Annotated in this window: 21 protein-coding genes; 13 read left to right on the forward strand and 8 right to left on the reverse strand. The window is 38.7% G+C overall.

Annotation, left to right across the window (positions count from 1 at the left end):
* Positions 1–73: 73 nt before the first annotated feature.
* Positions 74–1,267 (reverse strand): hypothetical protein, encoded by a 1,194-nt coding sequence (locus FAZ15_RS09610; RefSeq protein WP_136901088.1) that lies wholly within the window; start codon positions 1,265–1,267, stop codon positions 74–76.
* A 317-nt stretch (positions 1,268–1,584) separates the two neighbouring features.
* On the opposite strand from FAZ15_RS09610, the gene FAZ15_RS23115 reads away from it, so the two are divergent.
* The 4 genes from FAZ15_RS23115 to FAZ15_RS09630 all read left to right on the forward strand — a co-directional run bounded on the left by FAZ15_RS23115 (position 1,585) and on the right by FAZ15_RS09630 (position 4,308).
* Entirely contained in the window at positions 1,585–1,731 is a 147-nt protein-coding gene (locus FAZ15_RS23115; protein WP_136901213.1) for an NUMOD4 domain-containing protein, read from the forward strand.
* 360 nt (positions 1,732–2,091) lie between these two features.
* Positions 2,092–2,421, forward strand: a complete 330-nt coding sequence (locus tag FAZ15_RS09620; protein WP_136819897.1) for an ArsR/SmtB family transcription factor — start codon at positions 2,092–2,094, stop codon at positions 2,419–2,421.
* A 55-nt stretch (positions 2,422–2,476) separates the two neighbouring features.
* Positions 2,477–3,556: an ACR3 family arsenite efflux transporter gene (arsB, locus tag FAZ15_RS09625; protein ID WP_136901089.1), complete on the forward strand. Its 1,080-nt coding sequence runs from the start codon at positions 2,477–2,479 to the stop codon at positions 3,554–3,556.
* A gap of 17 nt (positions 3,557–3,573) precedes the next feature.
* Complete coding sequence (locus FAZ15_RS09630) at positions 3,574–4,308, forward strand: metallophosphoesterase family protein (protein WP_136901090.1); 735 nt, start codon at positions 3,574–3,576, stop codon at positions 4,306–4,308.
* A 271-nt stretch (positions 4,309–4,579) separates the two neighbouring features.
* Here the strand turns inward: FAZ15_RS09630 and FAZ15_RS09635 are convergent, their stop codons facing one another.
* Positions 4,580–5,236, reverse strand: coding sequence for a class I SAM-dependent methyltransferase (locus FAZ15_RS09635; protein ID WP_136901091.1), 657 nt, complete (start codon positions 5,234–5,236; stop codon positions 4,580–4,582).
* A gap of 184 nt (positions 5,237–5,420) precedes the next feature.
* On the opposite strand from FAZ15_RS09635, the gene FAZ15_RS09640 reads away from it, so the two are divergent.
* The 4 genes from FAZ15_RS09640 (at position 5,421) to FAZ15_RS09655 (ending at position 9,485) form a co-directional block, all read left to right on the forward strand.
* Entirely contained in the window at positions 5,421–6,143 is a 723-nt protein-coding gene (locus tag FAZ15_RS09640; RefSeq protein ID WP_136901092.1) for an MIP family channel protein, read from the forward strand.
* A gap of 104 nt (positions 6,144–6,247) precedes the next feature.
* Entirely contained in the window at positions 6,248–8,020 is a 1,773-nt protein-coding gene (locus FAZ15_RS09645) for a DNA polymerase III subunit gamma/tau (protein ID WP_136901093.1), read from the forward strand.
* Positions 8,021–8,097: 77 nt separating this feature from the next.
* Positions 8,098–8,871 (forward strand): 23S rRNA (guanosine(2251)-2'-O)-methyltransferase RlmB, encoded by a 774-nt coding sequence (gene rlmB, locus FAZ15_RS09650; RefSeq protein WP_136901094.1) that lies wholly within the window; start codon positions 8,098–8,100, stop codon positions 8,869–8,871.
* Positions 8,872–8,885: 14 nt separating this feature from the next.
* A complete protein-coding gene (locus FAZ15_RS09655) occupies positions 8,886–9,485 on the forward strand; it encodes an HPP family protein (RefSeq protein WP_136901095.1) in 600 nt (199 codons plus the stop codon).
* 171 nt (positions 9,486–9,656) lie between these two features.
* Here the strand turns inward: FAZ15_RS09655 and FAZ15_RS09660 are convergent, their stop codons facing one another.
* Positions 9,657–11,474: a DEAD/DEAH box helicase gene (locus tag FAZ15_RS09660; RefSeq protein ID WP_136901096.1), complete on the reverse strand. Its 1,818-nt coding sequence runs from the start codon at positions 11,472–11,474 to the stop codon at positions 9,657–9,659.
* A 261-nt stretch (positions 11,475–11,735) separates the two neighbouring features.
* Between FAZ15_RS09660 and FAZ15_RS09665 the strand changes: the two genes are divergently transcribed.
* The gene (locus tag FAZ15_RS09665; RefSeq protein WP_136901097.1) at positions 11,736–13,229 is read left to right on the forward strand and encodes an amino acid permease; all 1,494 of its coding nucleotides are present in this window, start codon (positions 11,736–11,738) and stop codon (positions 13,227–13,229) included.
* An 82-nt stretch (positions 13,230–13,311) separates the two neighbouring features.
* Here the strand turns inward: FAZ15_RS09665 and FAZ15_RS09670 are convergent, their stop codons facing one another.
* From FAZ15_RS09670 to FAZ15_RS09680, 3 genes are all read right to left on the reverse strand, one after another.
* Positions 13,312–14,658 carry an OmpA family protein gene (locus FAZ15_RS09670; RefSeq protein WP_136901098.1) on the reverse strand — a complete coding sequence of 449 codons (1,347 nt, stop codon included), beginning with the start codon at positions 14,656–14,658 and terminating at the stop codon, positions 13,312–13,314.
* Between the two features lie 141 nt (positions 14,659–14,799).
* Positions 14,800–15,651 (reverse strand): universal stress protein, encoded by an 852-nt coding sequence (locus tag FAZ15_RS09675; protein ID WP_136901099.1) that lies wholly within the window; start codon positions 15,649–15,651, stop codon positions 14,800–14,802.
* A gap of 13 nt (positions 15,652–15,664) precedes the next feature.
* Entirely contained in the window at positions 15,665–16,516 is an 852-nt protein-coding gene (locus FAZ15_RS09680; RefSeq protein ID WP_136901100.1) for a universal stress protein, read from the reverse strand.
* Between the two features lie 196 nt (positions 16,517–16,712).
* On the opposite strand from FAZ15_RS09680, the gene alaS reads away from it, so the two are divergent.
* The 3 genes from alaS (at position 16,713) to FAZ15_RS09695 (ending at position 21,229) form a co-directional block, all read left to right on the forward strand.
* Positions 16,713–19,325: an alanine--tRNA ligase gene (gene alaS, locus FAZ15_RS09685; protein WP_136901101.1), complete on the forward strand. Its 2,613-nt coding sequence runs from the start codon at positions 16,713–16,715 to the stop codon at positions 19,323–19,325.
* Between the two features lie 10 nt (positions 19,326–19,335).
* Positions 19,336–20,433: a TlpA family protein disulfide reductase gene (locus FAZ15_RS09690; protein ID WP_136901102.1), complete on the forward strand. Its 1,098-nt coding sequence runs from the start codon at positions 19,336–19,338 to the stop codon at positions 20,431–20,433.
* Between the two features lie 106 nt (positions 20,434–20,539).
* Complete coding sequence (locus FAZ15_RS09695) at positions 20,540–21,229, forward strand: response regulator transcription factor (protein WP_136901103.1); 690 nt, start codon at positions 20,540–20,542, stop codon at positions 21,227–21,229.
* A 57-nt stretch (positions 21,230–21,286) separates the two neighbouring features.
* On the opposite strand, the gene FAZ15_RS09700 is transcribed toward FAZ15_RS09695, so the two are convergent.
* Both FAZ15_RS09700 and FAZ15_RS09705 read right to left on the reverse strand, forming a co-directional pair.
* Entirely contained in the window at positions 21,287–22,645 is a 1,359-nt protein-coding gene (locus tag FAZ15_RS09700; protein ID WP_136901104.1) for a glycoside hydrolase family 28 protein, read from the reverse strand.
* Between the two features lie 215 nt (positions 22,646–22,860).
* A complete protein-coding gene (locus tag FAZ15_RS09705) occupies positions 22,861–23,160 on the reverse strand; it encodes an HU family DNA-binding protein (RefSeq protein ID WP_136901105.1) in 300 nt (99 codons plus the stop codon).
* A 287-nt stretch (positions 23,161–23,447) separates the two neighbouring features.
* On the opposite strand from FAZ15_RS09705, the gene metA reads away from it, so the two are divergent.
* Positions 23,448–24,392 carry a homoserine O-acetyltransferase MetA gene (gene metA / locus FAZ15_RS09710; RefSeq protein WP_136901106.1) on the forward strand — a complete coding sequence of 315 codons (945 nt, stop codon included), beginning with the start codon at positions 23,448–23,450 and terminating at the stop codon, positions 24,390–24,392.
* Positions 24,393–24,543: the final 151 nt, after the last annotated feature.

Raw genomic sequence — 24,543 nt, forward strand, 5'->3', positions numbered from 1 at the left:
AAGCCGGCTTTCGAAGCCGGCTTTTTTTATAGCTTTTTTTAATAAAGCTTGATTTTCTTCAATATAGTAGGTACTACCTCGGTTGGTAGTGATAAACAATTTCGTAATTTTCATTTTTATACTTATCAGCAACTTCACCTATATTTAGATTTTGTCCTTGCGGTGTCGGCTCGCAGATCGAAAAATATTGACCATCGTATTTAATGGCGTCTCCAATAGTATGTTCAAATTGAACCCCCATCGTTATGTGTGTAGGATAGAGTATGGCAATCATGGGTAGATTGTAGATCTCTTTTACCAAAAAGAAGAATAATGCAGCACGATCGTCGCAATCGCTGTAGTTATGGATTAGTGTTTGTTCGGGAGACAGCCGCTTTTCCATTCCAAAATTGGAATCATCGTTCTCATATAAAAACGCATATCGTGTAAATCGCATCAGATAATCCACGCCACTTTTAGTATCCATATCTTTAATATTTTCTTTAAGTATGGGTATCAGTGATTGGTAAGTCACTTTAGTGAGTGGAATATTAAAATACGTTTCAAAATTAACCCCCGGATAGTTTTTAAAAATACCTGCTATGTTATCACTTACTTTAATGTCGAATTCATATACCTTGTCTTTATACTGAAAGTTTATGTTTTTAACAGCATACGACTCATCTTTAAACTCAGGCATTTCAGCTATTTTGTAACTGAAATCTTTTATTGCTCCAGGAATACGGATCAGAACAGGTTTATATACATCCGAATGTTTAAATAGCTTACCGTAATCGTGATAATTGAGGCAGGTAAACTGCTGTCCGTCTACTACAAAATAAGGAATATCGGAGATATCCTCTTTGTTTTTAATATAAAAAACAATTTGGCCATCACCCACAGCCAATCTAGCATCGTATCCAGATTTGTTCATCAAATACCATTTGTACAATGTATAGCGATGATAATTATCTGCTTTTGGGCTTATAGCTTCTGAAACCTGTCTAACAAGCTGATAATAGAGCCAATCATTTAAGTTTTTTTTTGCTTTAAAGTCGTTCAGATCACTAATAAGTGCATTGTAATTCTCCGAATCAATAGTATTGTAAAATTTAAGAATAGTACTTTCTTCTGTTTCCCCTTGAATTTGAATTTGTGGAGTTTTTGATTTATCAAAAATAAATGGCTCTTTGAAAAAATCTATGGTGTCTAAAGACTGGCCAAAAGAAGCTATTGTATAGAGTAAAGCTACACAACATGAAAAGATGTATACATATCTCCGCTTCATTTTGATAACAATTAATTTACATAGATTTAATATAAAATTAACAAAATAATTTTGATAAAATGAAATGTAGTTTTAAATATGACAAAAGGATTCTGAAAATTTATTATACTTACATAACAGCAGAAGTTGTTTATACAAATCAGATTTATCTTACGATAATAAAACTGTTTAGGTACAACCATTGTTTATATTGACTACGTCAATCGTTAGCAGTATATTCGTGGTGTCGACAGAAAAAATAGACTGACAACACAATTGCGGCATGATTATGAAAAAGCGACAATAATTTCCATATTACCTCTCTATGAAACAAGGATCTGGGAGACCTTCCGGGCGAACAATGGGAAGATATCCCCGGACTGGAGGAATACGGCATGATCTCCAGCCGGGGCCGTGTCAAGCGGCTATCGTTTGAACTGACCAATTCATTGGGCAAGGTTATCTTTTCGGCAACCAAGAGGTGATGGATAACGTCGGTAGCCTGAAAGAAGCGTTGGAGACGTTTGAACCGGATACCTACAAACGCATCAGTAAGCCTGAGGCTGTGTTGGGACATGCGATCGATACAGCTTATTTACAATGAGCATAAGGAGTTGATCCTGATATTAAGCGATGAAGCACAAACACAGATTAAGGTCTAGAAAAATGCAGAGCTGCGAAAATCGATCGAAAAATGGCTCCTAACTAAAGAAATTGTTATACAGATCACACGCGGAAACACTACCCGTATGCGGAAAGTCGTTAGATAATCTCTTTTATGTACAATATGCCTTGTATTTATAATTTATTTATCGTAGTATTGCGATGTTTAAGGGAGGCAAAAAATGGGTGTAACAAGAACAGATATATTTTCAGAAGAGCAGAATAAACTTGCAGTGCTGTTAAAAGCGATGGCTCATCCTGCACGTATCGCCATCTTACAGGAAATTATGTCGTCCGAATCTTGTATTAATAGCGATCTGGTGAGTGAACTCGGTCTTGCCCAAGCTACCATTTCGCAGCATTTAAAAGAGTTGAAAAACGCAGGCCTTATCCAAGGAACAGTCGAAGGGGTAAGTGTGTGTTATTGTATCCAACCCGAAAATTGGCAGTTGCTTTGCAAACAGCTAGGCCATTTCTTAAATGCATACCAGGTGGCGAAAGATTGTAAATAAAAATTTTAAACTAAATCATCGTTAAATTGCAATATAATAGATTAAATCAACTACTATGTCTACAAATAAATGTGCGCCAGCATCCGAGCGCAAAAAACTAGGATTTCTAGATCGCTATCTTACCCTTTGGATCTTTTTAGCGATGGCTTTCGGTGTTGGTATGGGGCATTTTGTGCCTTCTTCGGCTACTTTTATTAATTCTTATAGTAGTGGTACGACCAATATTCCATTGGCTATCGGCTTGATCTTGATGATGTATCCTCCGTTGGCCAAAGTGAAATATGAAAATCTAGGAAAAGTCTTTAAGGACGTGAAGGTATTAAGCGTTTCTTTGATACTTAACTGGGTTATAGGGCCATTACTGATGTTTTTCTTAGCTATTACGTTTTTGAGGGATTACCCGGAGTATATGGTGGGATTAATCCTGATCGGTTTAGCCCGCTGTATCGCGATGGTAGTGGTTTGGAACGAGCTTGCAGAGGGTAATCGGGAATATGCCGCCGGTTTAATAGCACTGAATAGTATATTTCAGGTTCTTTTTTACAGCGTGTTCGCCTATATTTTTATTACGGTGCTGCCTCCGTTATTTGGTATCGAAGGTGCAGAAGTAAATATTACCATTGGTGAGATAGCCAAGAGTGTTGGCATTTATTTAGGGATACCTTTTGCGATGGGCCTTATCACACGCTATTCGTTGATTGGGCTGAAGGGTGAGCGTTGGTTTAACGAAAAGTTTGTTCCCATTATTTCTCCTTTTACCTTAATTGCACTACTTTTTACCATCGTTATCATGTTTAGCTTGAAGGGTGAACTAATTGTTCAGATCCCGATGGACGTGGTGCGGATCGCTATCCCATTGGTGATCTATTTCGCACTGATGTTCATCTTTAGCTTTTTTATAGGGAAGCGTTTTGGAGCCGACTATTCAAAAAACGCCGCTATCGCCTTCACGGCTACAGGCAACAATTTTGAACTGGCCATCGCCGTTGCTATTGGTGTATTCGGTATTAATTCCGGACAAGCCTTTGCCGGAGTAATTGGCCCCCTTGTTGAGGTGCCTGCACTGATTGCTTTGGTCAATGTCGCCTTTTGGTTTAGAAGGAAATATTATAGTGGCACCGAGACCGTAAAGTAAACATATAACTATTGTAGATGAAAATAGCACTTTTTTCAGATATACATGCGAACCTGCCAGCACTTAACGCCATGTTTGCAGATCTTGAGGATAGAAAAGTCGACGCTATATATTGCCTCGGTGATCTTGTCGGATACCACGTGTGGCCCAATGAAGTGATCGAACTTATCCGTGCCAAACGGATACCTGTAATCTCGGGAAACCATGATGCAAAAGTGGAAAAAATAAAAGCGAGAGGAGAAAAGGAACCGTCTGAAAAAAATTACGCATATAACCTTATCAATGACGAGAACGCAAGCTATCTTCGCGATCTACCGGCTCATATCAGACTTGAATATCGCTCGATAACGGAGCAAATTGATTTACTGATGGTTCACGGTAGTCCGCGACGTAATGACGAATATGTACTGTCTGATACGCCCGAGTCAGAGGTGCTCCAAATGATGCAGGAGGCCGGCGCGTCGATACTATGCGTAGCGCACTCGCATAAACCCTATCATCGTATCATAAAATTGGAAGATCAGCATTGTGTTCATATTATCAATACGGGGTCGGTCGGAAAGCCAAAAGATGGCAATCCACAAGGCGGTTATATTATTTTAGAACTATCATCGCAAACTACGTTAGCAAAACCTGAATCCATCAAGGTAGAGTTTATCAGGTTTGACTACGACCTTCGGACTGCTATAGCAGCGATTGAAGCGAGTCCTCTACCAAATGAGTTCGCGGATATGTTAAGGGATGCATACTGAGCGATCCCCGTACCCACGTCGCCTCTTCTTCGGCTTGGAGTTGACGGGTTGTCGACTGCGTTTCAGCCAGTTTTTGACTCTGTTACATATTATTACGCGAACCTGTCTCGAAGCTGTGTCCCATCTCTCTCGAAGTTAAAAAAGACTTAAGCGGACTCCTATAGAGTTTAACGGACTTATATGGACTTAGAAATGGACGAATATATAGTTCAGTTTTCTGATCTTAAGGACTAATAACTGAGCCGCAATTACTACACCAAATTGATACTCGCTATTTATAAAGTGTAACTGTAGTAAATTCCCTTGTAACCAAGTCTCCCGTTTTGCTTTTGATCTGTTCATTTAACGACTGCACATCGCTAATTTTAAAGGCACTTTGTTCAGCTAAACTGGTCACTTTGTTCGTGTCGTATAGTTCAAACCCAAAGGGTGTGAACGGGAGTTTTTCCATAAAATCTCGCTGCGCAAACGTAATGTTAACGATACCGTTCGGTTTGGTAACCCGATGCAGTTCGACAAACAATGCGGTGGGATCTGTCCAAAAATAAATCGTATTCACCGTGAAAATTTTATCAAAATAATCGTTTGAAAAGGGGATATTCACGCCGTCATATAACTGGAAAGAGGCTCGCCCACAATCGATGAAATCTCGATTAATTCGTTGTGCTTCGTTGGTCATTAGCTCAGCCATCTCTATACCATAATAAGTGCTGTCGTTTTGCTGATTGAGCAAATAGGAAAGATGTCCGCAGTTTCCATGGCCAAGCTCCAGTACGTTTTCGCGGGGACCAATTTTTAACAGATCGATCGCATGATGGGTCATCTTTTGATTGGTTTCATTCATCATACTGGCTACTTCAATTCCCTTTTCTCCGTGTGGCCGCCTCAATTGGGCCGCCAACTCACTTAATTCTTGCTCATTTGGCATTGTTGTCTTTTTATGTAAATGTATGGATATTGATTGAAAAACGCATGAAAAAAATAGTTGTTTAAAATAGTGCAGGTGCAGAATTATTACCCCAATGTATAATTTAGATTAAATAATTATTCTATTGTTAGTATGGTTGCTTAAAATTTATTAATTTTAAGTGTATTATAAAACTTACTATATTATGGAAATTAAAACATCATCAAAATTTGTTGCTGAACTAATTGGAACATTTGGTTTAGTACTTTTCGGATGTGGAGCCGCTGCGATCGCGGGAGGCACCACTTTAGCGGGTACGGCTGGGTTAGGATTACTCGGTATTTCTGTTGCTTTTGGTTTATCTGTTGTGGTATTTGCCTATGCTATCGGTGGAATTTCGGGATGCCACATTAATCCCGCCGTTACAATCGGCGTTCTGGTTGCTGGTCGAATATCCGCGAAGGATGCTGCTGTCTACATTATAGCACAACTCGTTGGAGCATTATTAGGCGCTTTTGTCTTGCAAACCTTGTTGAGTGGGCAATTGGCCGGATTCACAGCGGGAGAATGGGCGTACGGTTCGAATGGATGGGGAGAGGGGTATCAAAATGAATATGGTACCGGTGCTGCTTTTTTAACGGAAGCCGTTTTGACCTTTATTTTCTTGTTTGTGATTTTAGCAACCACTTCTAAGGTCGGTAATGCCACAATGGCCGGTTTAGCCATTGGTTTTACCTTGTTGTTAATTCACCTAGTTGCAATTCCTATCACGGGCACTTCGGTGAATCCAGCTCGCTCATTCGGTCCGGCTTTATTGGCCGGAGGACAGGCATTGTCGCAGTTGTGGCTATTCATCGTCGCCCCAGTGGTCGGAGCAGTACTTGCTGCTGTTGTTTGGAAGGCAATCGAACCAAAAGAAACGGTATAATACTCTTTTTCTTCGTAGAAAATCGGGATACTGAAATACGGGGTTCCGATTTTTTACGTTTTAATTTTTACTTTTTACTTCTTAAAATCCGTATCTTCGTAGCAATGGATAATTTTATTGTCTCTGCTCGTAAATACCGCCCTGTCACCTTCGATTCTGTCGTAGGGCAACAGCACGTTACGAACACCCTAAAGAATGCAATCCACAATAATCAATTGGCACAAGCCTTTCTGTTTTGTGGACCGAGAGGTGTTGGTAAGACGACGTGCGCGCGTATTTTGGCTAAGACAATAAATTGCGAAAATATATCGGCATCGTCTGAAGCCTGTGGTGCATGCGAAAGCTGTAAGTCGTTTCAAAATGGGGCTTCATTTAGTATCCATGAACTAGACGCTGCATCGAACAATTCTGTCGAAGATATCCGGAGTCTTATTGAGCAAGTACGCATCCCACCCCAGGTAGGTAAATATAAAATCTATATTATTGATGAGGTGCACATGCTTTCTCAGGCGGCTTTCAATGCTTTTCTTAAAACCTTGGAAGAGCCTCCTGCATATGCAATTTTCATTCTCGCTACAACAGAAAAGCACAAAATATTGCCCACGATATTGTCTCGTTGCCAAATTTTCGATTTCAATCGGATTAAGGTAGAGGATATGTCCGGACATTTAGCGACTATTGCGCAAAAAGAATCGATCAGCTATGAAGACGATGGTTTGCATATTATTGCGCAAAAGGCTGATGGAGGTTTGCGTGATGCTTTGTCCATGTTTGATCAGATTGCTAGTTTTTCCAATAAGCAAATTACATATCAAGCGGTAATCGATAATCTGAATATCCTGGATTATGATTATTATTTTCAATTGATGGCTGCAGTTTCCCAAGAAAATGCAGCGGATACGTTATTGATTTTTGACAATATCTTGAATCGGGGATTTGACGGAGGGCATTTTATTGCTGGTTTATCTTCGCATTTGCGCAATCTATTGGTCACAAAAGATCCAAAGACCCTGAAGTTACTTGAGGTAAGCGACAATATAAAAAAACGCTATTTGGAGCAGTCGCAACAAATCAACACAGGTTTACTATTATCCGCATTAAACATTGCAAACCAGTGCGAGATCAATTATCGAACCAGTAAAAATCATAGGTTGCAAGTTGAACTAGCCTTGCTGAAGCTCTGCCATTTGTCATCTGCCATTAAATTGAGCGTAAATGGTATATCAGCATCTAGTGTTGAACTAAAAAAAAAACTCCTTGAATCGGTAGCGATACCACAAAATAGCTCTCCAGATATTGTAAATAAGGCTATTCCTATACCTGTAGTTTCCAGTGCAGCGGTCAATTCTTCTAATAACCCGCCCACCCCTTCATTACCAGTAGCGAAACCGGCAGCCCCAGTAAAAGGATGGGGAAGCTACAAACCGTCAATAGCCGTTCCGAGCTTAAATACTGTTTTTGAAGAGAAAGCAATAGAGGAAGATGAGGAGGAACTAGTAAAAGGGAGCGAATTTCGGGAAGTTACATTAAATGGCTTCTTGGAGAAATGGAACGTGTTAGCTGAAAATCTAAAAGTAGAAAGCCGTATTACACTTTATACTATTATGACGGCAAGTCAACCCCGTTTAAAGGGTAATTTAATCGAGATTGATGTCGAGAATGCCGTACAAATGGATCAACTTAGAGAAGGAAAAATAGATATCCTTAATTATCTTCGGGTGGAGTTAAGGAATTTTTCTTTAGAACTTGAAGGTGTTCAGATTGAGCAATCCAAAGTTCGAAAGCCCTACACTTCGCAGGAGAAATATCAGGTAATGGCTACGAAGAATCCTGCATTAGAAACATTACGCAAAACCTTTAACTTAGGACTAAGTTAAAAACCAAAATTTCTTTTCTTATCTTTGCGACAAATAGTACAATACGGTGGCTATTTTTTATATTATAAATTCGTAACATGGCTTTCCACATTAGAGACAATAGGGATGAAAAAAGAGAATCCAATCAAATGGTTTTTGGTATCCGCGCAGTTATAGAAGCAATAGATAGCGGAAAAGAAATAGAATCCCTGTTTGTACAGCGTGGCTTAAGTGGAAGTTTGTTCTTGGAACTCAAATCGTTATTAAAGGAACATAATCTAGGTTATCAGCAGGTTCCAATCGAAAAATTGAATCGTATTACGCGAAAAAATCACCAAGGTGTAATAGCCATAATTTCCCCTATTGTTTATCATCAGATAGAAGATCTCTTACCGACAATTTACGAGAAGGGCGAAATACCGTTTTTATTAATGTTGGATGGTGTTACCGATGTGCGAAATATGGGAGCAATAGCACGTACTGCAGAATGCGCAGGCGTACATGCCATTATTGTTCCACGCAAGGGTTCGGCTGAAATAAATCCGGATGCGATTAAGACTTCTGCTGGAGCCTTATATAAAATTCCGGTTTGTCGACAAGATAGTTTAGGCAAAGTAGGACGATATTTAATAGAATCCGGTGTTCAGTTGGTAGTGAGTACAGAAAAAACGCAAGATTCCATTTATGATATCGATTATACCGTGCCGACTTGTATTATAATGGGAGCGGAGGACGTGGGTGTTTCAGATGATTTGATTCGTATTTCGGATAAATTGGCGAAAATTCCGATGTTTGGTGAGATAGCATCTTTAAATGTATCTGTTTCAGCAGCTGTGGTAATATATGAAACCATACGTCAACGCTCTAAATAATATTAACGTTATCAATGTCCCCCCAGAAGTTCAAAAGACAGTTAAGAGTTTATCGCATTGTATTCTATAAAGAAACTTTAGTAGATCCTAAAGAACATTTTTGGTCTTTTGTGGGCGCATTCGTAGGAATAAGTACCATAGCTTTTATTCAATCTTTGAGTCTTCCGGATCTAGAGAATATTTTTTTGATAGGATCTTTTGGGGCGTCAAGTGTGTTGATATATGGTGCCATACAAAGTCCGCTGGCACAACCCCGCAATCTAATCGGAGGCCATGTCGTTTCGGCTTTTATAGGTGTCACCATTGCTCGGATTATGCCTGATATCATATGGTTAACTGCTCCAATGGCTGTATCGTTATCCATAGTTGTGATGCAGGTAACCCGCACATTGCATCCTCCTGGCGGAGCTACAGCATTAATAGCTGTAACGGGCGGGACAAAGATAGCTTCGATGGGATATTGGTATGTGCTTAGTCCGGTTTTATTAGGAGCATTGATTTTGTTTTTCGTTGCTTTAATATTCAATAATATCACTAAAAATAGACACTATCCAATAAAAAACTCTCGCTTACGGTTATCAAGAAGACGGCAATTGCGTAAAAGATTTCAATAATCTACTCCCGGGCACTTGAAATAGAATAATAAAGTTGTGTTGAATTAGATACAGGGTGGTTCTTATTCTGTAAAGATATGGGCTTTGTTAAAATATAAAATAAATCCTATTATAAAAAAAGCCCCCTCATAACAAGGGAGCTTTTTATTATAATAGTAAAGCTAGTTATTACTAGTATTTGCTTTTAGATTCGCGACGTTTGCCAGAGAAGTCGCGGAAACCACCGCCACCACTGCGTTCTCTTTCTCTGCGTTCGCCACCGCTTCTGCGATCTCCACCACCGCTGTTACCAAAGCGTGAGCGTCCGCTGCGTTCGCCACCGCCACTACGTGAACGGTTTCCGCGATCTGAAGAGCCGCCTTCGCCAGATACTTCAATGCGAACGTTTCTTCCGTTGAAGTCGACGCCTTTAAATCCTTGAATTACTTTATCTACGTCAGCATCTTGTACTTCAAAGAAAGTAAAAACGCCTTTTAAATCGATTTTACCAATTGATTTACCTGATATCTTCGTTGTATTACAAATATAACCTAAGATCTCTCCGCGATTAAATTCGTCTACTGAGCCTAAGTTCATGAATAAACGTGTAAATCCTTTAGAACCAGTGCGATCTCTGCGTTCACCTCTGTCAAAATCACGATCACCTCTTCCGTTATCACGTGCATCGATGTTCAAATCTGGAGCATCTTTATAATACTCTAAGAAACGGTTGAATTCTAGCGAAGCAAATCTTTTTACGATATCCTCTTTCGATAAAGATTCAAAACCTTCCATGATAGCTGGTAGGAATTGATTGATTTGATCTTCGTTGATTTCTACATTTTGAACTTTATCTACAATAGTTAATAATTGCTTTTCAACTACTGCAGAACCTTGAGGAACTTCTTTACGCTCAAATGATTTACCTATTACTTTTTCCAGGTGACGTATTTTGCTTTGCTCTTTAATGTTGACCAAAGAGATTGAAATACCAGTTTTACCGGCCCGAGCGGTACGGCCCGAACGGTGTGTGTAGTTTTCAATTTCGTCAGGTAAAGAGAAATTAATTACGTGTGTCACGTTATTTACGTCGATACCACGAGCAGCAACATCCGTTGCGATCAACAATTGTAAATTGCGATCACGGTAACGTTTCATTACTTTGTCACGCTGTTGTTGAGATAAATCTCCGTGAAGTGAATCTGCATTATAACCATCCTTAATTAAGGCTTCGGCAATTTCTTGTGTTTCAATTTTTGTGCGACAGAATACGATACCAAAGATATCTGGATTGGAGTCTACAATACGTTTGAAAGCAGCGTATTTATCTTTTGCTCTGATTAAATAATAGTTATGCTCGATGTTCGCATTACCTGTATTTTTGGTTCCTACAGTCATTTCTACTGGATCTGTCATATAGTTTTTAGCTATACGGCGAACTTCAGCAGGCATGGTAGCCGAGAATAACCATGTTTTTTTAGTGTCAGGAGTTTCTGACAAAATGTTGTTGATGTCTTCTTGGAAACCCATGTTCAACATTTCGTCCGCTTCATCCAAAACAACATAATTTACTTGGGAAAAATCAATCGCTTTACGACCAATAATATCCAACATACGACCCGGGGTCGCTACTACAATTTGCACGCCACGTCTGATCTGACGTAGTTGGTCACTGATATTTGCACCTCCATATACAGCCACAACATTCACGTTGTCGATGTACTTAGCATATTTTTCTAAATCTTTTGCGATTTGCAAACACAACTCACGTGTTGGACATAGGACCAACGCTTGTGGGTGTTTTTGAGAAAAGTCTAATTGCTCTAATAATGGAAGACCAAATGCCGCTGTCTTACCTGTGCCGGTTTGGGCTAATCCGACAAAATCGTCGTTACCAGTCAATAAAACAGGAATGGCTTTTTCCTGTATCTCGGAAGGTTTTTCAAAACCTAACTCTGTGATGGCATTAACAACCTCATGACGGATTCCCAGTTCTAAAAATGGGTTCATGAAATAAATTATACAATAGGCTCAATTGCCTAAGGCGATGCAAAGATAGGGATTATATATGAATTATCCTATAGTTCAGAGCATTATATTTATAAAAATAATTTTATGAGATGAATATGATAAACTTATATATGAAAAGTATAACTAGTTTTATAGTAGTTTGCATGTTGTTATTAGTCGTAAATAGCGTTTTACAGCAGAATAAGCCAAATGCTAAAGTTTTTTTTTAGCTTTGAATCTGTAAATATATTAATCTTAATTATGTGGTATAAAAAATCGATTTCTAAACTGGTCGCGGAGGCTGAACAAAGTGGTGAAGGCACATTGAAGCGAACCTTATCAAGTAGAGGATTGGTCGCTTTAGGGGTTGGGGCAATTATTGGGGCCGGATTATTTTCGTTGACCGGGATCGCGGCAGCCGACCATGCGGGACCTGCGGTAATGCTTTCATTCATTATAGCGGCAGTAGGTTGTGCTTTTGCGGGGTTGTGTTATGCAGAGTTTGCTTCCATGATACCTGTAGCAGGAAGTGCCTATACCTATTCATATGCAACAATGGGTGAGTTCATGGCATGGATTATAGGATGGGATTTAGTATTAGAATATGCGCTGGCTGCGGCTACTGTGGCAGCAAGTTGGTCGCAGTATTTTAATCAATTGTTGCTCATATTTGGATTAGAGCTGCCTCCGGAATTGCTAACGGGGCCATGGGAAGGAGGAATGGTAAATCTTCCGGCGATTGTGGTCGTCTGTTTGTTATCCCTGCTATTAATGCGCGGTACGCAGGAATCTTCTTTTGTGAATAATATTTTGGTTGTATTGAAAGTAGCGGTTGTTTTGTTATTTATCGCTTTGGGTTGGCAATTTATTGATCCGGCAAATCACACGCCTTTTATTCCTGTAAATGAAGGGGAGACTTTACTTAAAAAGGGTGAAATAGGATTCTTTGATTTTTTCAAAGAGGGGTATTTTGGACATTATGGAATCAGTGGGGTATTACGTGCCGCAGGTGTCGTTTTCTTTGCTTTTATCGGATTTGATGCGGTCAGTACTGCAGCGCAGGAAGCTAAAAATCCAAAAAAAGGAATGCCAATTGGGATTATTGGTTCACTCATCATCTGTACAATCCTGTATGTTCTTTTTTCTTATGTAATGACGGGCTTAGCACCTTATACAGATTTTAAAGGGGATGCTAAACCTGTCGCAACTGCATTCGAAAAAACAGGATATCATTTTCTGAATACGGCAATGATCGTTACAATTATTGCAGGGTATACTTCCGTTATTCTTGTGATGCTACTGGGGCAGAGTAGAGTCTTTTACACCATGAGTAAAGATGGTTTGTTGCCAAAAATATTTTCTGACTTGTCAAAAAGGCAAACTCCTTGGAAGACAAATTTAATATTCATGGTTTTCGTTAGTGTGTTTGCCGGTTTCGTGCCTGTTTCGGATTTAGGACACATGGTAAGTATCGGAACGCTGCTTGCATTTACGTTAGTATGTATCGGCGTATTGGTGCTTCGGAAAAAAAATCCAATGGCTGAGCGTCCTTTTAAAACACCATTTGTTCCGTTAGTGCCTATTCTGGGTATTATCGTTTGTGTGGCGATGATGGCATCGCTTCCTCTTGAAAGCTGGGAACGTCTTGCTATATGGATGATTATAGGTGTTGTGGTCTATTTCCTATACGGGAAAAAACACAGTGTACTGCGTAAAGAAATTGAAAGCGGAGAGTCTAACGGTTCTGGTCGGTAGTCGAATGATCAGAATAACTAGAAATTGTGTATTAAAAAAGGGAGCCCGCGAAGGCTCCCTTTTTCACGACATAGCGTTTTTATTAATAGAGTGTGAATTCTACACGACGATTTTGTTGGCGACCTTCTGCCGTTGCATTGGTAGCAATTGGCTGATTAGGGCCGTAACCCGTAGCTTCTATGCGGGATGCATTAGCTCCTTTAGAAACTAAATAAGCTTTTACCGCTTCAGCGCGCTCTTTTGACAGGCGTAAGTTTGTTTGCATGGAACCTGTATTGTCGGTATGACCAGCTAATTTCAAACTAAAGTTTTTCTCAATCAAAATAGCAGCTACTCTGTCCAGAGATGAATAAGAAGTCGTACGGATAGTGGATTTACCAGTTTCGAACTCTAAATTTTTAATCGCTTCATCTACGACTTTTTTATCTTCTTCTGTAACGACAATTTTTTCAATTACTTTCGTTTCATGTTTTATTTCAGGAAGTGGACAACCTGAACCATCGACCTTAACGCCTGCTGGTGTGTTGGGGCATTTGTCAAATTTGTTTGCTACACCATCTCCGTCGTCATCCCTCAACTCGTCATTCAGCGTATTCATTTGAGATTTTAACTCATTATTCGAAGCAACTAATGCATCACGTTCCGATTTCAGTTCATCGTACTTTTTAGTGTAATCGTCTACTAGCGTAGCTATAGGATTACTATTTCCTAAGTAAGGTTTATTACCGTTACCTAAGGCAATTTCTAAACCAGCATGTGCATAAGAAAAGAGGTCGTTTTTATACTGTCCACCAGCTCTTCCGTCGAAATCTTGATTAGCCCAATTTAATTGGTAACCTAAATCGAGGTTAATGCCTTTTGCGATAGCAAATTTAAACCCTGCGTCTACTGGTACGTATAATTTCGTTTGGGCTTCTGCGGTATTTGATGAGCCATCAGCTAGTATAGTAGTGGTTTCAAAATTTAACCCACCTAATCCCACAGCTACATAAGGCTTAATAAAACTGTTAAAAAACCGCCAATTGGTATTGGCCATAGTCCATTCCGCCGATAAGGCTGCGGACCAAGGTGTTTTGGTTTCGAATTCAGCAATATCACTACCTGCAGCATCTTCATTGATTCCACCTACTTTCCCGCCCATATATTGTGCTTTTAATCCAAATGATGGAGAAATTTGCTTTTTGATATAAGCGCTATAGCCCAAGTTATGGTTTAATTTATCGAAACCATCACGGTTAAAACCAAAAATGTTGGACTGGTTCAGGAGGCCTGCATTAACACCGACTGACCATGTTCTGTATTCCGAAGTATAACCTAACGGAGAGGTGCCTTCAATAGAGGTCTTATTTCTTTCCTGCGCAAACGATGCCGTTGTAATCATACCAGCAGCAATCAACATAGATACTTTTTGTAAATTTTTAATTTTCATAAAATTTAATTTGATACCAAGTCTATGGCAAATCTTTTGCCAAATCATTCCATTGTTGATTTTTATTGGTAATAAACCCTATGAAAGTATCTATGTGTAGCTGTTGCGCTACAATGTAGGCTCTCTATGGCGATGTAGCGCCTATGATTTAGCGAAAAATTTTGGTATTTTAATTTGGTAAGCCATTTTTTTGACAATATTTTCAGACGTAATTTGTCTTAAGAAACCTTTTTTGCTTTTTGTAACTAGAAGGATGTCTATTAATTCATCTGCTATGACACTGTCGATAGCGGAAGAAATATTCTCTTTGTACTGAATAAAGAAAGATTGATTCTTTACGATGTATGAGATATTGTCTATTCCGGTCTCTTCGATGATGTGGGGTATAAATGAGTCAAACTTTTTGTCTATATTGGATATCGGTGTATTGTCGGTGTTTATATGTATTAATATCAACTCGAAATCGTTGTCAAATACTTTTATCGCCTGCTTTAAGACATCTATTTCACCATCTTTGAAGTTGCATAATAAACCCACTTTATCCTTTTTGAATTTTTTTGAATTCAAAGGTATCGCTAAAACAGGTGTGGCCGAATTCTGGAATACATCATACATATTAGATCCGATTAATAAGGCATCAAGTCCGGAAGAGCCTTTCGTGCCCATTACAATAGCATCATACGAATTTGAATGTGTTAATTGTTTGATTTCTTCATATAAGTTTCCATCTCTAAAAATGGTATTAATATTCACCTGTGGATACTTTCCTATTATTCTTGAAATCACTTGTTGCATATCCCTCTTTGCCATACCAACCCGCGGATCAATTAAATCTGGTGTGTCAATCGAATTACGATATATATTAGTATGGTCTGTAAAAATATGGACCAAGTCTATATCGTGATAAGTTTGTTTTGCGATTTCACAACCCACTTCAATTGCATTTTGGGAATATTCAGAAAAATCTACAGGAATGATAATTTTATTTGTCATGGCTTTTGTGTTTTTAATTGTTATCAAAGAATGTAGGTTTCTTTAGATTAAGGGTAATCTCTTTTGATACCGACTTTCTAAATAAACGTTCAAAGAAACTTTTGCGTGTTTTAGTGACTACAATCATATCAAAATCTTCTTTATTAATCGTACTATTGATGACTTCTGCAATTGTATCCAAGTCTTTATCGGATTCGTCGACACATTCTAATGTGCTTGAGACTTGTTCGATTCCATTTAGATCTTGAATAATAAATACCCAAGAAGCCAGTTTTTCTTTAATTTGGTCTATATTCTTTTCATCCTTTACGACGTGGATGATTTCAAGATGCTGGATATGTTGAAATAAGTTCAAAAAATCCTTAAGCGTTTCTAATTCTTCGGGTTTGAAATTTGTTAAAATTGCGGCTTTTTTCAGTTTAAAATTTTCGTGTCTATTGGGTATGGCAATTACAGGGACAGGGGATTGCGCGCTTATTTGGCTTGTATTACTGCCCCAAACAATAGATTTGTTACTTCCCCTGCCCGTTGTGCCCATTACGATAAGCCCAATGTTCTCCAGTTTTGCGTACAGTGGGAGCGTTTCTATTAATAACCCCCTTTCACAGGTGGTCTCTATGATGAGGTCTGCGAATTCGATGATGAGGTTGTTACGCAATTCCTCAATTAACAGATCGGCTTTGAAAATTTTGTCATCTTCAAATTTCTCTGCCAGTTCTTCAGAGTCAAAGTTTGAAGACTGAGCCGTATAACAATGATATAAGGTAATGCTTGCATTGTTTTTCTGCGCTAGCTTGCAGGCATATTGTGCAGCAAATAATGCATTTTCGGAAAAATCTGTAGGAACTAGAATCTTGTTTTTCATGAAATCTTATATGTACTTATAGTCCATATAAATGTACTAAAAATAAATGAAGAATAAAGGAGTGTTATCACGTTTTAGTGGTATTGTTGTCATTTTGGAAGAGTTTTACGATCCTTTAGGTCAATAGATTTATCGTTGGAAGAGCAATCATTTTTAAGTAGATTTGCATCGTTTATTAATTAAATAGATATAGTTCATGACCAGTAGAGAAATACGCGAGGCTTATTTGAATTTTTTCAAAAGTAAATCCCATCATATTGTCCCATCGGCACCTGTTGTCGTAAAAAATGATCCAACACTGATGTTTACTAATGCAGGAATGAATCAATTTAAGGAATTATTTTTAGGGGAAGCCACTGTTAAATATCCGCGTATTGCAGACACGCAACGCTGTCTTCGGGTTTCGGGCAAGCATAACGATCTGGAAGAAGTGGGGATTGATACCTATCACCATACGCTCTTTGAGATGCTAGGGAACTGGTCATTTGGTGATTATTTTAAAAAGGATGCTATTGCCTGGGCTTGGGAATTGCTTACGGAGGTCTATCAGCTAGATAAAGATAAATTATACGTTACAATTTTTGAAGGTGATACTTCCGAAGGACTGGAGCGTGATCATGAAGCTTTCGAACTTTGGAAAGCACATATCGGAGAAGATCGTATCCTCTTAGGTAACAAAAAAGATAACTTTTGGGAGATGGGAGATGCAGGACCTTGCGGCCCGTGTTCTGAAATCCATTATGATATGCGGCAGGATGCTGAAAGAGCGACTACTAGAGGACAAGATCTGGTAAATGCAGATCATCCACAGGTCATTGAAATTTGGAATTTGGTGTTCATGCAGTTCAATCGCTTGAAAAGCGGGAATTTAGAAGCACTTCCTGCAAAGCATGTTGACACAGGTATGGGATTTGAAAGGCTTGTCCGTGCCATACAAGGGAAAAGCTCGAATTACGATACGGATGTTTTTCAACCGTTGATAACATATATTGCAGATAAAGCAAATATAGAATACGGCACGGACGAAAAGACGGATATTGCCATGCGCGTACTGTCGGATCATATCCGGGCGGTGAGCTTTGCTATTGCAGATGGACAGCTACCTTCCAATAATAAAGCCGGTTATGTCATTCGCAGAATTCTCCGTCGGGCAGTGCGGTATGCTTACACCTTCTTAAATTTTAGAAACCCGTTCTTTCACGAACTGGTACCGTTGTTAGCGAATCAATTTAAAGGCGTGTTTGATGAACTTTATCAGCAACAGGATTTTGTAGAAAAGGTGATATTAGAAGAAGAAATTGCTTTCTTACGCACATTGACTACGGGAATCCAACGTTTTGAAAACTATGTAACAGATCATACGTCTGTAGATGGGGATTTCGCATTTGAACTGTTTGATACGTATGGATTCCCAATCGATTTGACAGACCTTTTAGCGCGTGAAAAAGGTATTTCCGTAGATATGGAGGCATTTAATGCCGCGTTAAATGTGCAAAAGGATCGTTCTCGGGCAGCTACGGTTATTGACGCCGGCGACTGGATCATGGTTGGGGAAGAAGCCGACGTAGAATTCGTAGGCTATGATGTGTTAAAAGCGAAAACTGAAATAATAAAATACCGTAAAGTTACGGCCAAAGCAAAAGTTCAATATCAATTGGTATTATCTGTTACCCCTTTTTATGCTGAAGGTGGAGGTCAGGTCGGAGATACTGGTGTGCTTGTTTCTGAATCAGGTGAGAAAATAAGTATTACTGATACCAAGAAAGAAAATGGCCTTATTATTCATTTTATAGATCAATTGCCTGGATCTTTCGAAGGCTTTTTTGAAGCGAGTGTAGATCTGGGCAAAAGACTGGACTCAGAGAGTAATCATTCAGCGACACACTTGTTGCATGCTGCACTGAAGCAGGTGCTGGGGGAGCATGTAAACCAAAAGGGATCTTTGGTTTCTTCTGATATTCTGCGATTTGACATTTCTCACTTCTCAAAAATGACAGCGGAAGAAATCAAGCAGGTTGAGGATATTGTCAATGCCAAGGTTCGTGAAAATATTGCGCTGAAAGAGGAAAGGCAAGTGCCTTTTCAGCAGGCTATAGACTCGGGTGTTACGGCCTTGTTTGGTGAAAAATATGGTGACTATGTGCGCGTTATAACATTTGATGATAACTTTTCTAAAGAACTTTGTGGCGGTACACACGTGAAGGCCACAGGACAAATTGGGTTTTTCAAGATTGTTTCGGAATCGGCAGTAGCAGCTGGGGTAAGACGCATAGAAGCAATTACCGGAACTAAAGCGGCGGCTCTAATTCGGGAGCACTTTGAACTTTTTCAAAATGTCAAGGAACTTCTAAATAATCCCAAAGATTTTGTGTTGGCTATTGGTAAAATAATGGAAGAGAACAGTGCGCTGCGTAAAGAGATTGAAAATACGATAAGAGAAAAATCATTTTCGCTGAAAAAGGATCTTGAAGCAAAATTGGAAAACATAAACGGGATTAATTTTTTATCTACCATAGTGGATCTTCCGAATGCAGAGGCCATGAAGACATTGGCCTATGCATTAAAAGGTGCTATCAACAATTTGTTCCTGGTATTAGGTGCAAATTTTGAGGGTAAACCGAGTTTGACGGTCGTTATCTCGGATGAGCTTGCCAAAGAAAAAGGTTGGAATGCCGGTAATATCGTTAGGGATCTTGCCAAAGATATACAAGGTGGCGGAGGAGGCCAGCCTTTCTTTGCTACTGCGGGAGGGAAAGATGCGTCAGGATTAGATAAGGCTATTCAACGCGCAAAAGATTTTCTGAATTAATTCGTAAAGCATGAAGGTAATAAGATTTGTTGTAGGTGTAATTGCGCTCAACGCGTTGTGGAGTTGTAGTCAAAAAGATGTGATCTCTATTTCCGGACAAATAAATAATCCGGGCAATATCAGGGTAGTTGCATTTTATGAAGGTGATCGTAAGTTGGATTCTGTTTTTTTAGGTGATCATCATAAATTTAAATTCGAGCGGCAAGCTACACAACCGAGATTGTTGTCTGTCGAATTAGGAAAAAATAGATACCCTATTATATTGATACCTGGAGAAAAGATTCAATTTGTGACCGACCTTCAAAATCCAGAGCAATACGATATCGTCGGATCCGAACTGTCATCAAAATTAAAGGAATTCGCACCTACAAAACGTCGGAAAGAACTTATTCAGGATTCCCTACAGGCTTCCTTTGTAAAAGCTACCGCGGGAAAATCGGAAATCGAAATTGAAAATCTGCGTTCAGAATACCTTACATCATTTAAGCAAGAGCTAAATTATTATACGAAGAAAGTTGTCGAATTTGCCAATGAAAATCAAAATTTAGCGGGTTTCTATGCTGTTAGCACGCTAGATCCTGAGATTGCTGAGCAAGAGATCATTGCATATGCGGAGCAGATACATGATCAGTTTACTGAAAATAGATATGTAAACCAATTTAAGGAAGAGGCTGCAAAGTTGAAGATACTGGCTGTAGGACAACCGGCACCCGAATTTGAGGCGTATACGCCGGACAATAGAATCGTGAAGCTGTCTGATTACAGGGGTAAATTGACATTGATAGATTTCTGGGCATCATGGTGTGTGCCCTGTCGTAAAGAGAATCCTAATATTGTGCGTTTATACGATCAATACAGAGATAAGGGATTTGCCGTATTGGGTGTATCTTTTGATAATAACCCAGGTTCATGGATGCGCGCCATCGAAGAAGATAAGTTAACATGGACAAATATCTCGGATTTGAAAGCTTGGAATTCTGATCTGGTGCTTATGTATAGAATAATGGCAATCCCAGCATCTGTTTTGGTTGATGCTAACGGGAACATCGCTGCTAAAAATTTGCGCGGTAAAGAACTGGGCGATTTTTTGAGTAAAGCGTTAAATTAGAAGCACTTTATTAATTTATTAAGTTTATTTTAAGGCTTAACAATTTCATAACATTTCTTTAACTTTATCTTACCATAAAGTACATACTTTTATTAAAAAAATAAATATGAGCGTCAAGCAGAAAATACTTGTGGTAGATGACGAAAAGGATATCTTAGACTTGATATCTTATAACTTAGAAAGAGAAGGTTATCAGGTTTACACAGCCGCCAATGGAAAGTTAGCGATTGAAAGGGCTAAAGAAGTAAATCCCGATTTAATTATCTTAGATGTCATGATGCCGGTAATGGATGGCATCGAAGCATGCCGTATTATGCGCTCTTTGCCAGAATTTAAACATACATTTATGGTGTTTTTGACGGCTAGGAGTGAGGAGTATTCTGAAATAGCGGGATTTCATGTTGGAGCTGACGATTATATTGCAAAACCAATTAAGCCGCGTGCATTGATGTCCCGTATTAATGCAATACTACGGAGAAATGCTTCTGAATCGGTAGAAGAAGAAACGGACAAACTTGACATCATGGACTTGATCATCGATCGTGATTCGTTTTTGGTGTATCGCGCTAATGAAAAAATTGTTTTAGCAAAAAAAGAGTTTGAGCTTTTATATCTCTTAGCGTCGAAACCCAATAAAGTGTTCACACGAGAACAGATTTTGAAGGCTATTTGGGAAGATTCTGTAGTAGTGACAAATAGAACTATAGATGTACATATCCGTAAATTGCGTGAAAAAATAGGTGAGAATTATGTGGCCACGGTGAAGGGGGTTGGATATAAATTTGAGTTGAATTAAGCAATATACTCTTGTTCGTTAATATACTATTGATTGCACATTTAAATGTGTGCAATCTTATTTTGCGTGTGATGGTATTTTTACCTCCTGTCCAATAATGATATCATTAAACACAATGTTTTCTGTATTTGTAAAACTCATTGCAGTGGAACAGGAATCTATACGTATATTGGAAAAGTAAATATCTGACACCTTTTTTGAAGGATACCCTTGGATAACTAAACCTGATTTGGTTGCTTTTCTACATCTTATGTTATCCACAAATATATTTCGGATGTCGGTTTCAAATCCTTTTCCTTCGCCATGGTAATAAGCCGTTATATAGAAAAGATCTTCCACTTCACCGAATTCCACATCATTTACGTAAATATCACGAATAAAACCTCCACGATCGGGATTTGATTTTAAATAAATGCCACGCTTACAGTAACCACCATATGTGCAATTTTCAACAAATATATTTTGCACTCCTGCCGACATCTCGCTTCCGATGACTACGCCGTGCAAACCTTTAAATCTACAATTGCGTATGATAATGTTTTCTGATGGAATTCCTGTTTTTCTTCCTTCATAATCACGTCCCGCTTTAATAGCAACATTGTCATCAGCATTGTTGAACTCAATATCTTCAATCAATATGTTTTTCGAATATTCTGGATCAAAGCCGTCATTATTTCTGTTGAACGCGTTAAATTTTACTTTTCGGGCAGTGATGTTTTCAGATTTCAAAAGATGAACACACCAGAATGGAGAATTTTCTATGGTAACACCTTCGATTAGAATATTCTTACACTCAAAAAACTGAATTAAATGCGGACGAAGAAAATGACCTGATCCGAATATTCGTTCCTTTAAAGGAGTATTTTCATGGTTCATTTGGCGGCTTAGAAGCTGACTTTCTTTTTGATGTTCAGCCCACTTGCTAAATGAATCGCGTGCGTTTCCGTCAATAGTGCCTTCACCTATTATTGCGATATTCTCCAATTGATAGCCGTAAATAAATGGGCTGTAGTTATATAAAAAAGTTCCTTCCCAGCTGGTAAGTACGACCGGAAGATAGTCGGAGGGAGTTGATCCAAAAACCAATTTCGATCCTTTCTGCAACTCTATGCATACGTTGTCGGTTAAATGAATTGGGCCATTAATAAGGTAGATTCCTTCGGACACAATAATTTTTCCTCCTTTTTGTTCTTTACACATTTCGATTGCTTTGTCGAAAGCAGGTTTACAGTCCGTCAACGAATCACCGATCGCTCCGAAGTGTGTTAAAAGCATCACATTTTCTGAAATAGTAGGAGGAATAATATTCTTTAAAATGTTATCTCGCTTTTCAATACGTGAAACCTCTTTCTCGTTCGATAAATTGCAGGAACTACAATAAGCGATAGCCATAGCGATGAACAAATATTTTTTCATGTAGATTCCGTCGATTAGGTCGTTACTTATATGTCACCATCTTTTATTAATTAACACGAAAGATTGTCCAAATGGTCAATCTTGTTCTAAGCTACTGAATTTTCCGTAAAAAACAAATCCTCCAACACCGGGCGATGTTAGAGGATTAAACCAATTATTAACCTAAATTATGAAGTAACTAAGTTGCAATATTCGTGCCAAAATACTGTAGTGTGTTACTTTTTCTTTGCTTTTTTTACCGGTCCGGCTACTGCTTCTTTTAATGCTTTCCCCGCCGAGAATTTCGGCAATTTTTTAGCCGGGATTTTTAGAACTGCACCGGTTTGCGGATTACGTCCATTACGTGCTGCGCGTTCACTCACAGAGAACGATCCAAAACCAATCAATGTTACGGTTTCTCCTGTAGTCAAGGATTGTTGAATGCCAGAAGTAAAACTGTTGATTGCTTTTTCTGCCTGAGCTTGGGAAATACCACTTTCCGAAGCTACATGTTTTATTAAATCTGCTTTGTTCATTTTTTTATTTGATTTATAAATTAGTTAGCTAAAGGTATTAGAAAATTTTTAATATATCAAATGTACATATATTTTGATAGTCGTACTGACTATATATAGTTGCTGTAACGTCAATAAATAACATGTCCATGTAGTTACGCAGACTCTTTGGTAGGTTGATTATTAAAAAGGGGAGGACTAAGAAAGGTATGCACGGCTGCACAAAGCTAAAGTCTGTATGCTGAATTTTTAAGTTCCCGTTTATTCTTTATATTTTTGTCGTAAAATAAAGCGCAATAAAATAGAATATGCCAGTCAAGATACCAAATAATCTGCCAGCCATAGAGCTTCTAAAAAAGGAAAATATATTTGTGATGAGCGACTTGAGAGCCAATGCACAAGATATTCGGCCCATGCGTGTGCTTATACTTAATTTGATGCCACTTAAAATATCTACAGAGACCGATTTTGTGAGATTACTTTCCAACAATCCGCTTCAGGTAGAAGTAGAGTTTTTGAGACTGGACACCCATACACCTAAAAATACATCGGAAGAACACCTTGAAATGTTCTATAAAGGATTTAGTGAGATAAAAGAGAATTTTTATGATGGGATGATCATCACTGGTGCTCCGGTAGAAATGTTGAAATTTGAGGAAGTAACCTATTGGGATGAAATCACAACAATCTTCGATTGGGCGAGAAAGCATGTCACCTCCACGCTGTATATCTGCTGGGCCTCTCAGGCAGCTCTCTATCATTTTTATGGTGTAGAAAAAATACCGTTGGACAAAAAGCTGTTTGGCGTTTTTAAACATACCGCCACAGAAAAAAGAGACGCTTTGTTTAGAGGTTTCGATGATGAATTTTTTATTCCACATAGTAGACATACGACGATGCTAAAAGCAGATTTGGAAAATAAGGAAGGGATCTCGATCTTGTCCGAGTCTGAGGATGCAGGAGTGGCAATCGTATCTTCTAGAGGGGGGCGTGAGTTTTATCTTACTGGACATTCGGAGTATGCGCCACTTACCCTTCATGAAGAATATATGAGAGACTTGGAGAAAGGACTTCCGCTAAACGTACCTCAGAACTATTACATGGGCAATAATCCCAAGAACCGTCCGTTAGTCTGCTGGACAAGTCATGCGAATTTACTTTTCAACAACTGGTTGAATTATTTTGTCTACCAAGAAACCCCTTTTGACTTGAATGATGTTCAGTATTTAGATGAGATAAAGAACCATAGTTAGAACTGTTAATTCGTTATCATTAATGTTTTTCTTTTTCATTTAACCCAGTTTTAATCGGGAATTTAATGGCCTAATATTGTAGTTGAATTTATAAATTTTAAGATATGAAATGTTTGTTTTTATGCATTCATAAGTTCCATTGAGAAATAAT

It is taken from the genome of Sphingobacterium olei (assembly GCF_005048855.1).
Taxonomy (GTDB): domain Bacteria; phylum Bacteroidota; class Bacteroidia; order Sphingobacteriales; family Sphingobacteriaceae; genus Sphingobacterium; species Sphingobacterium olei.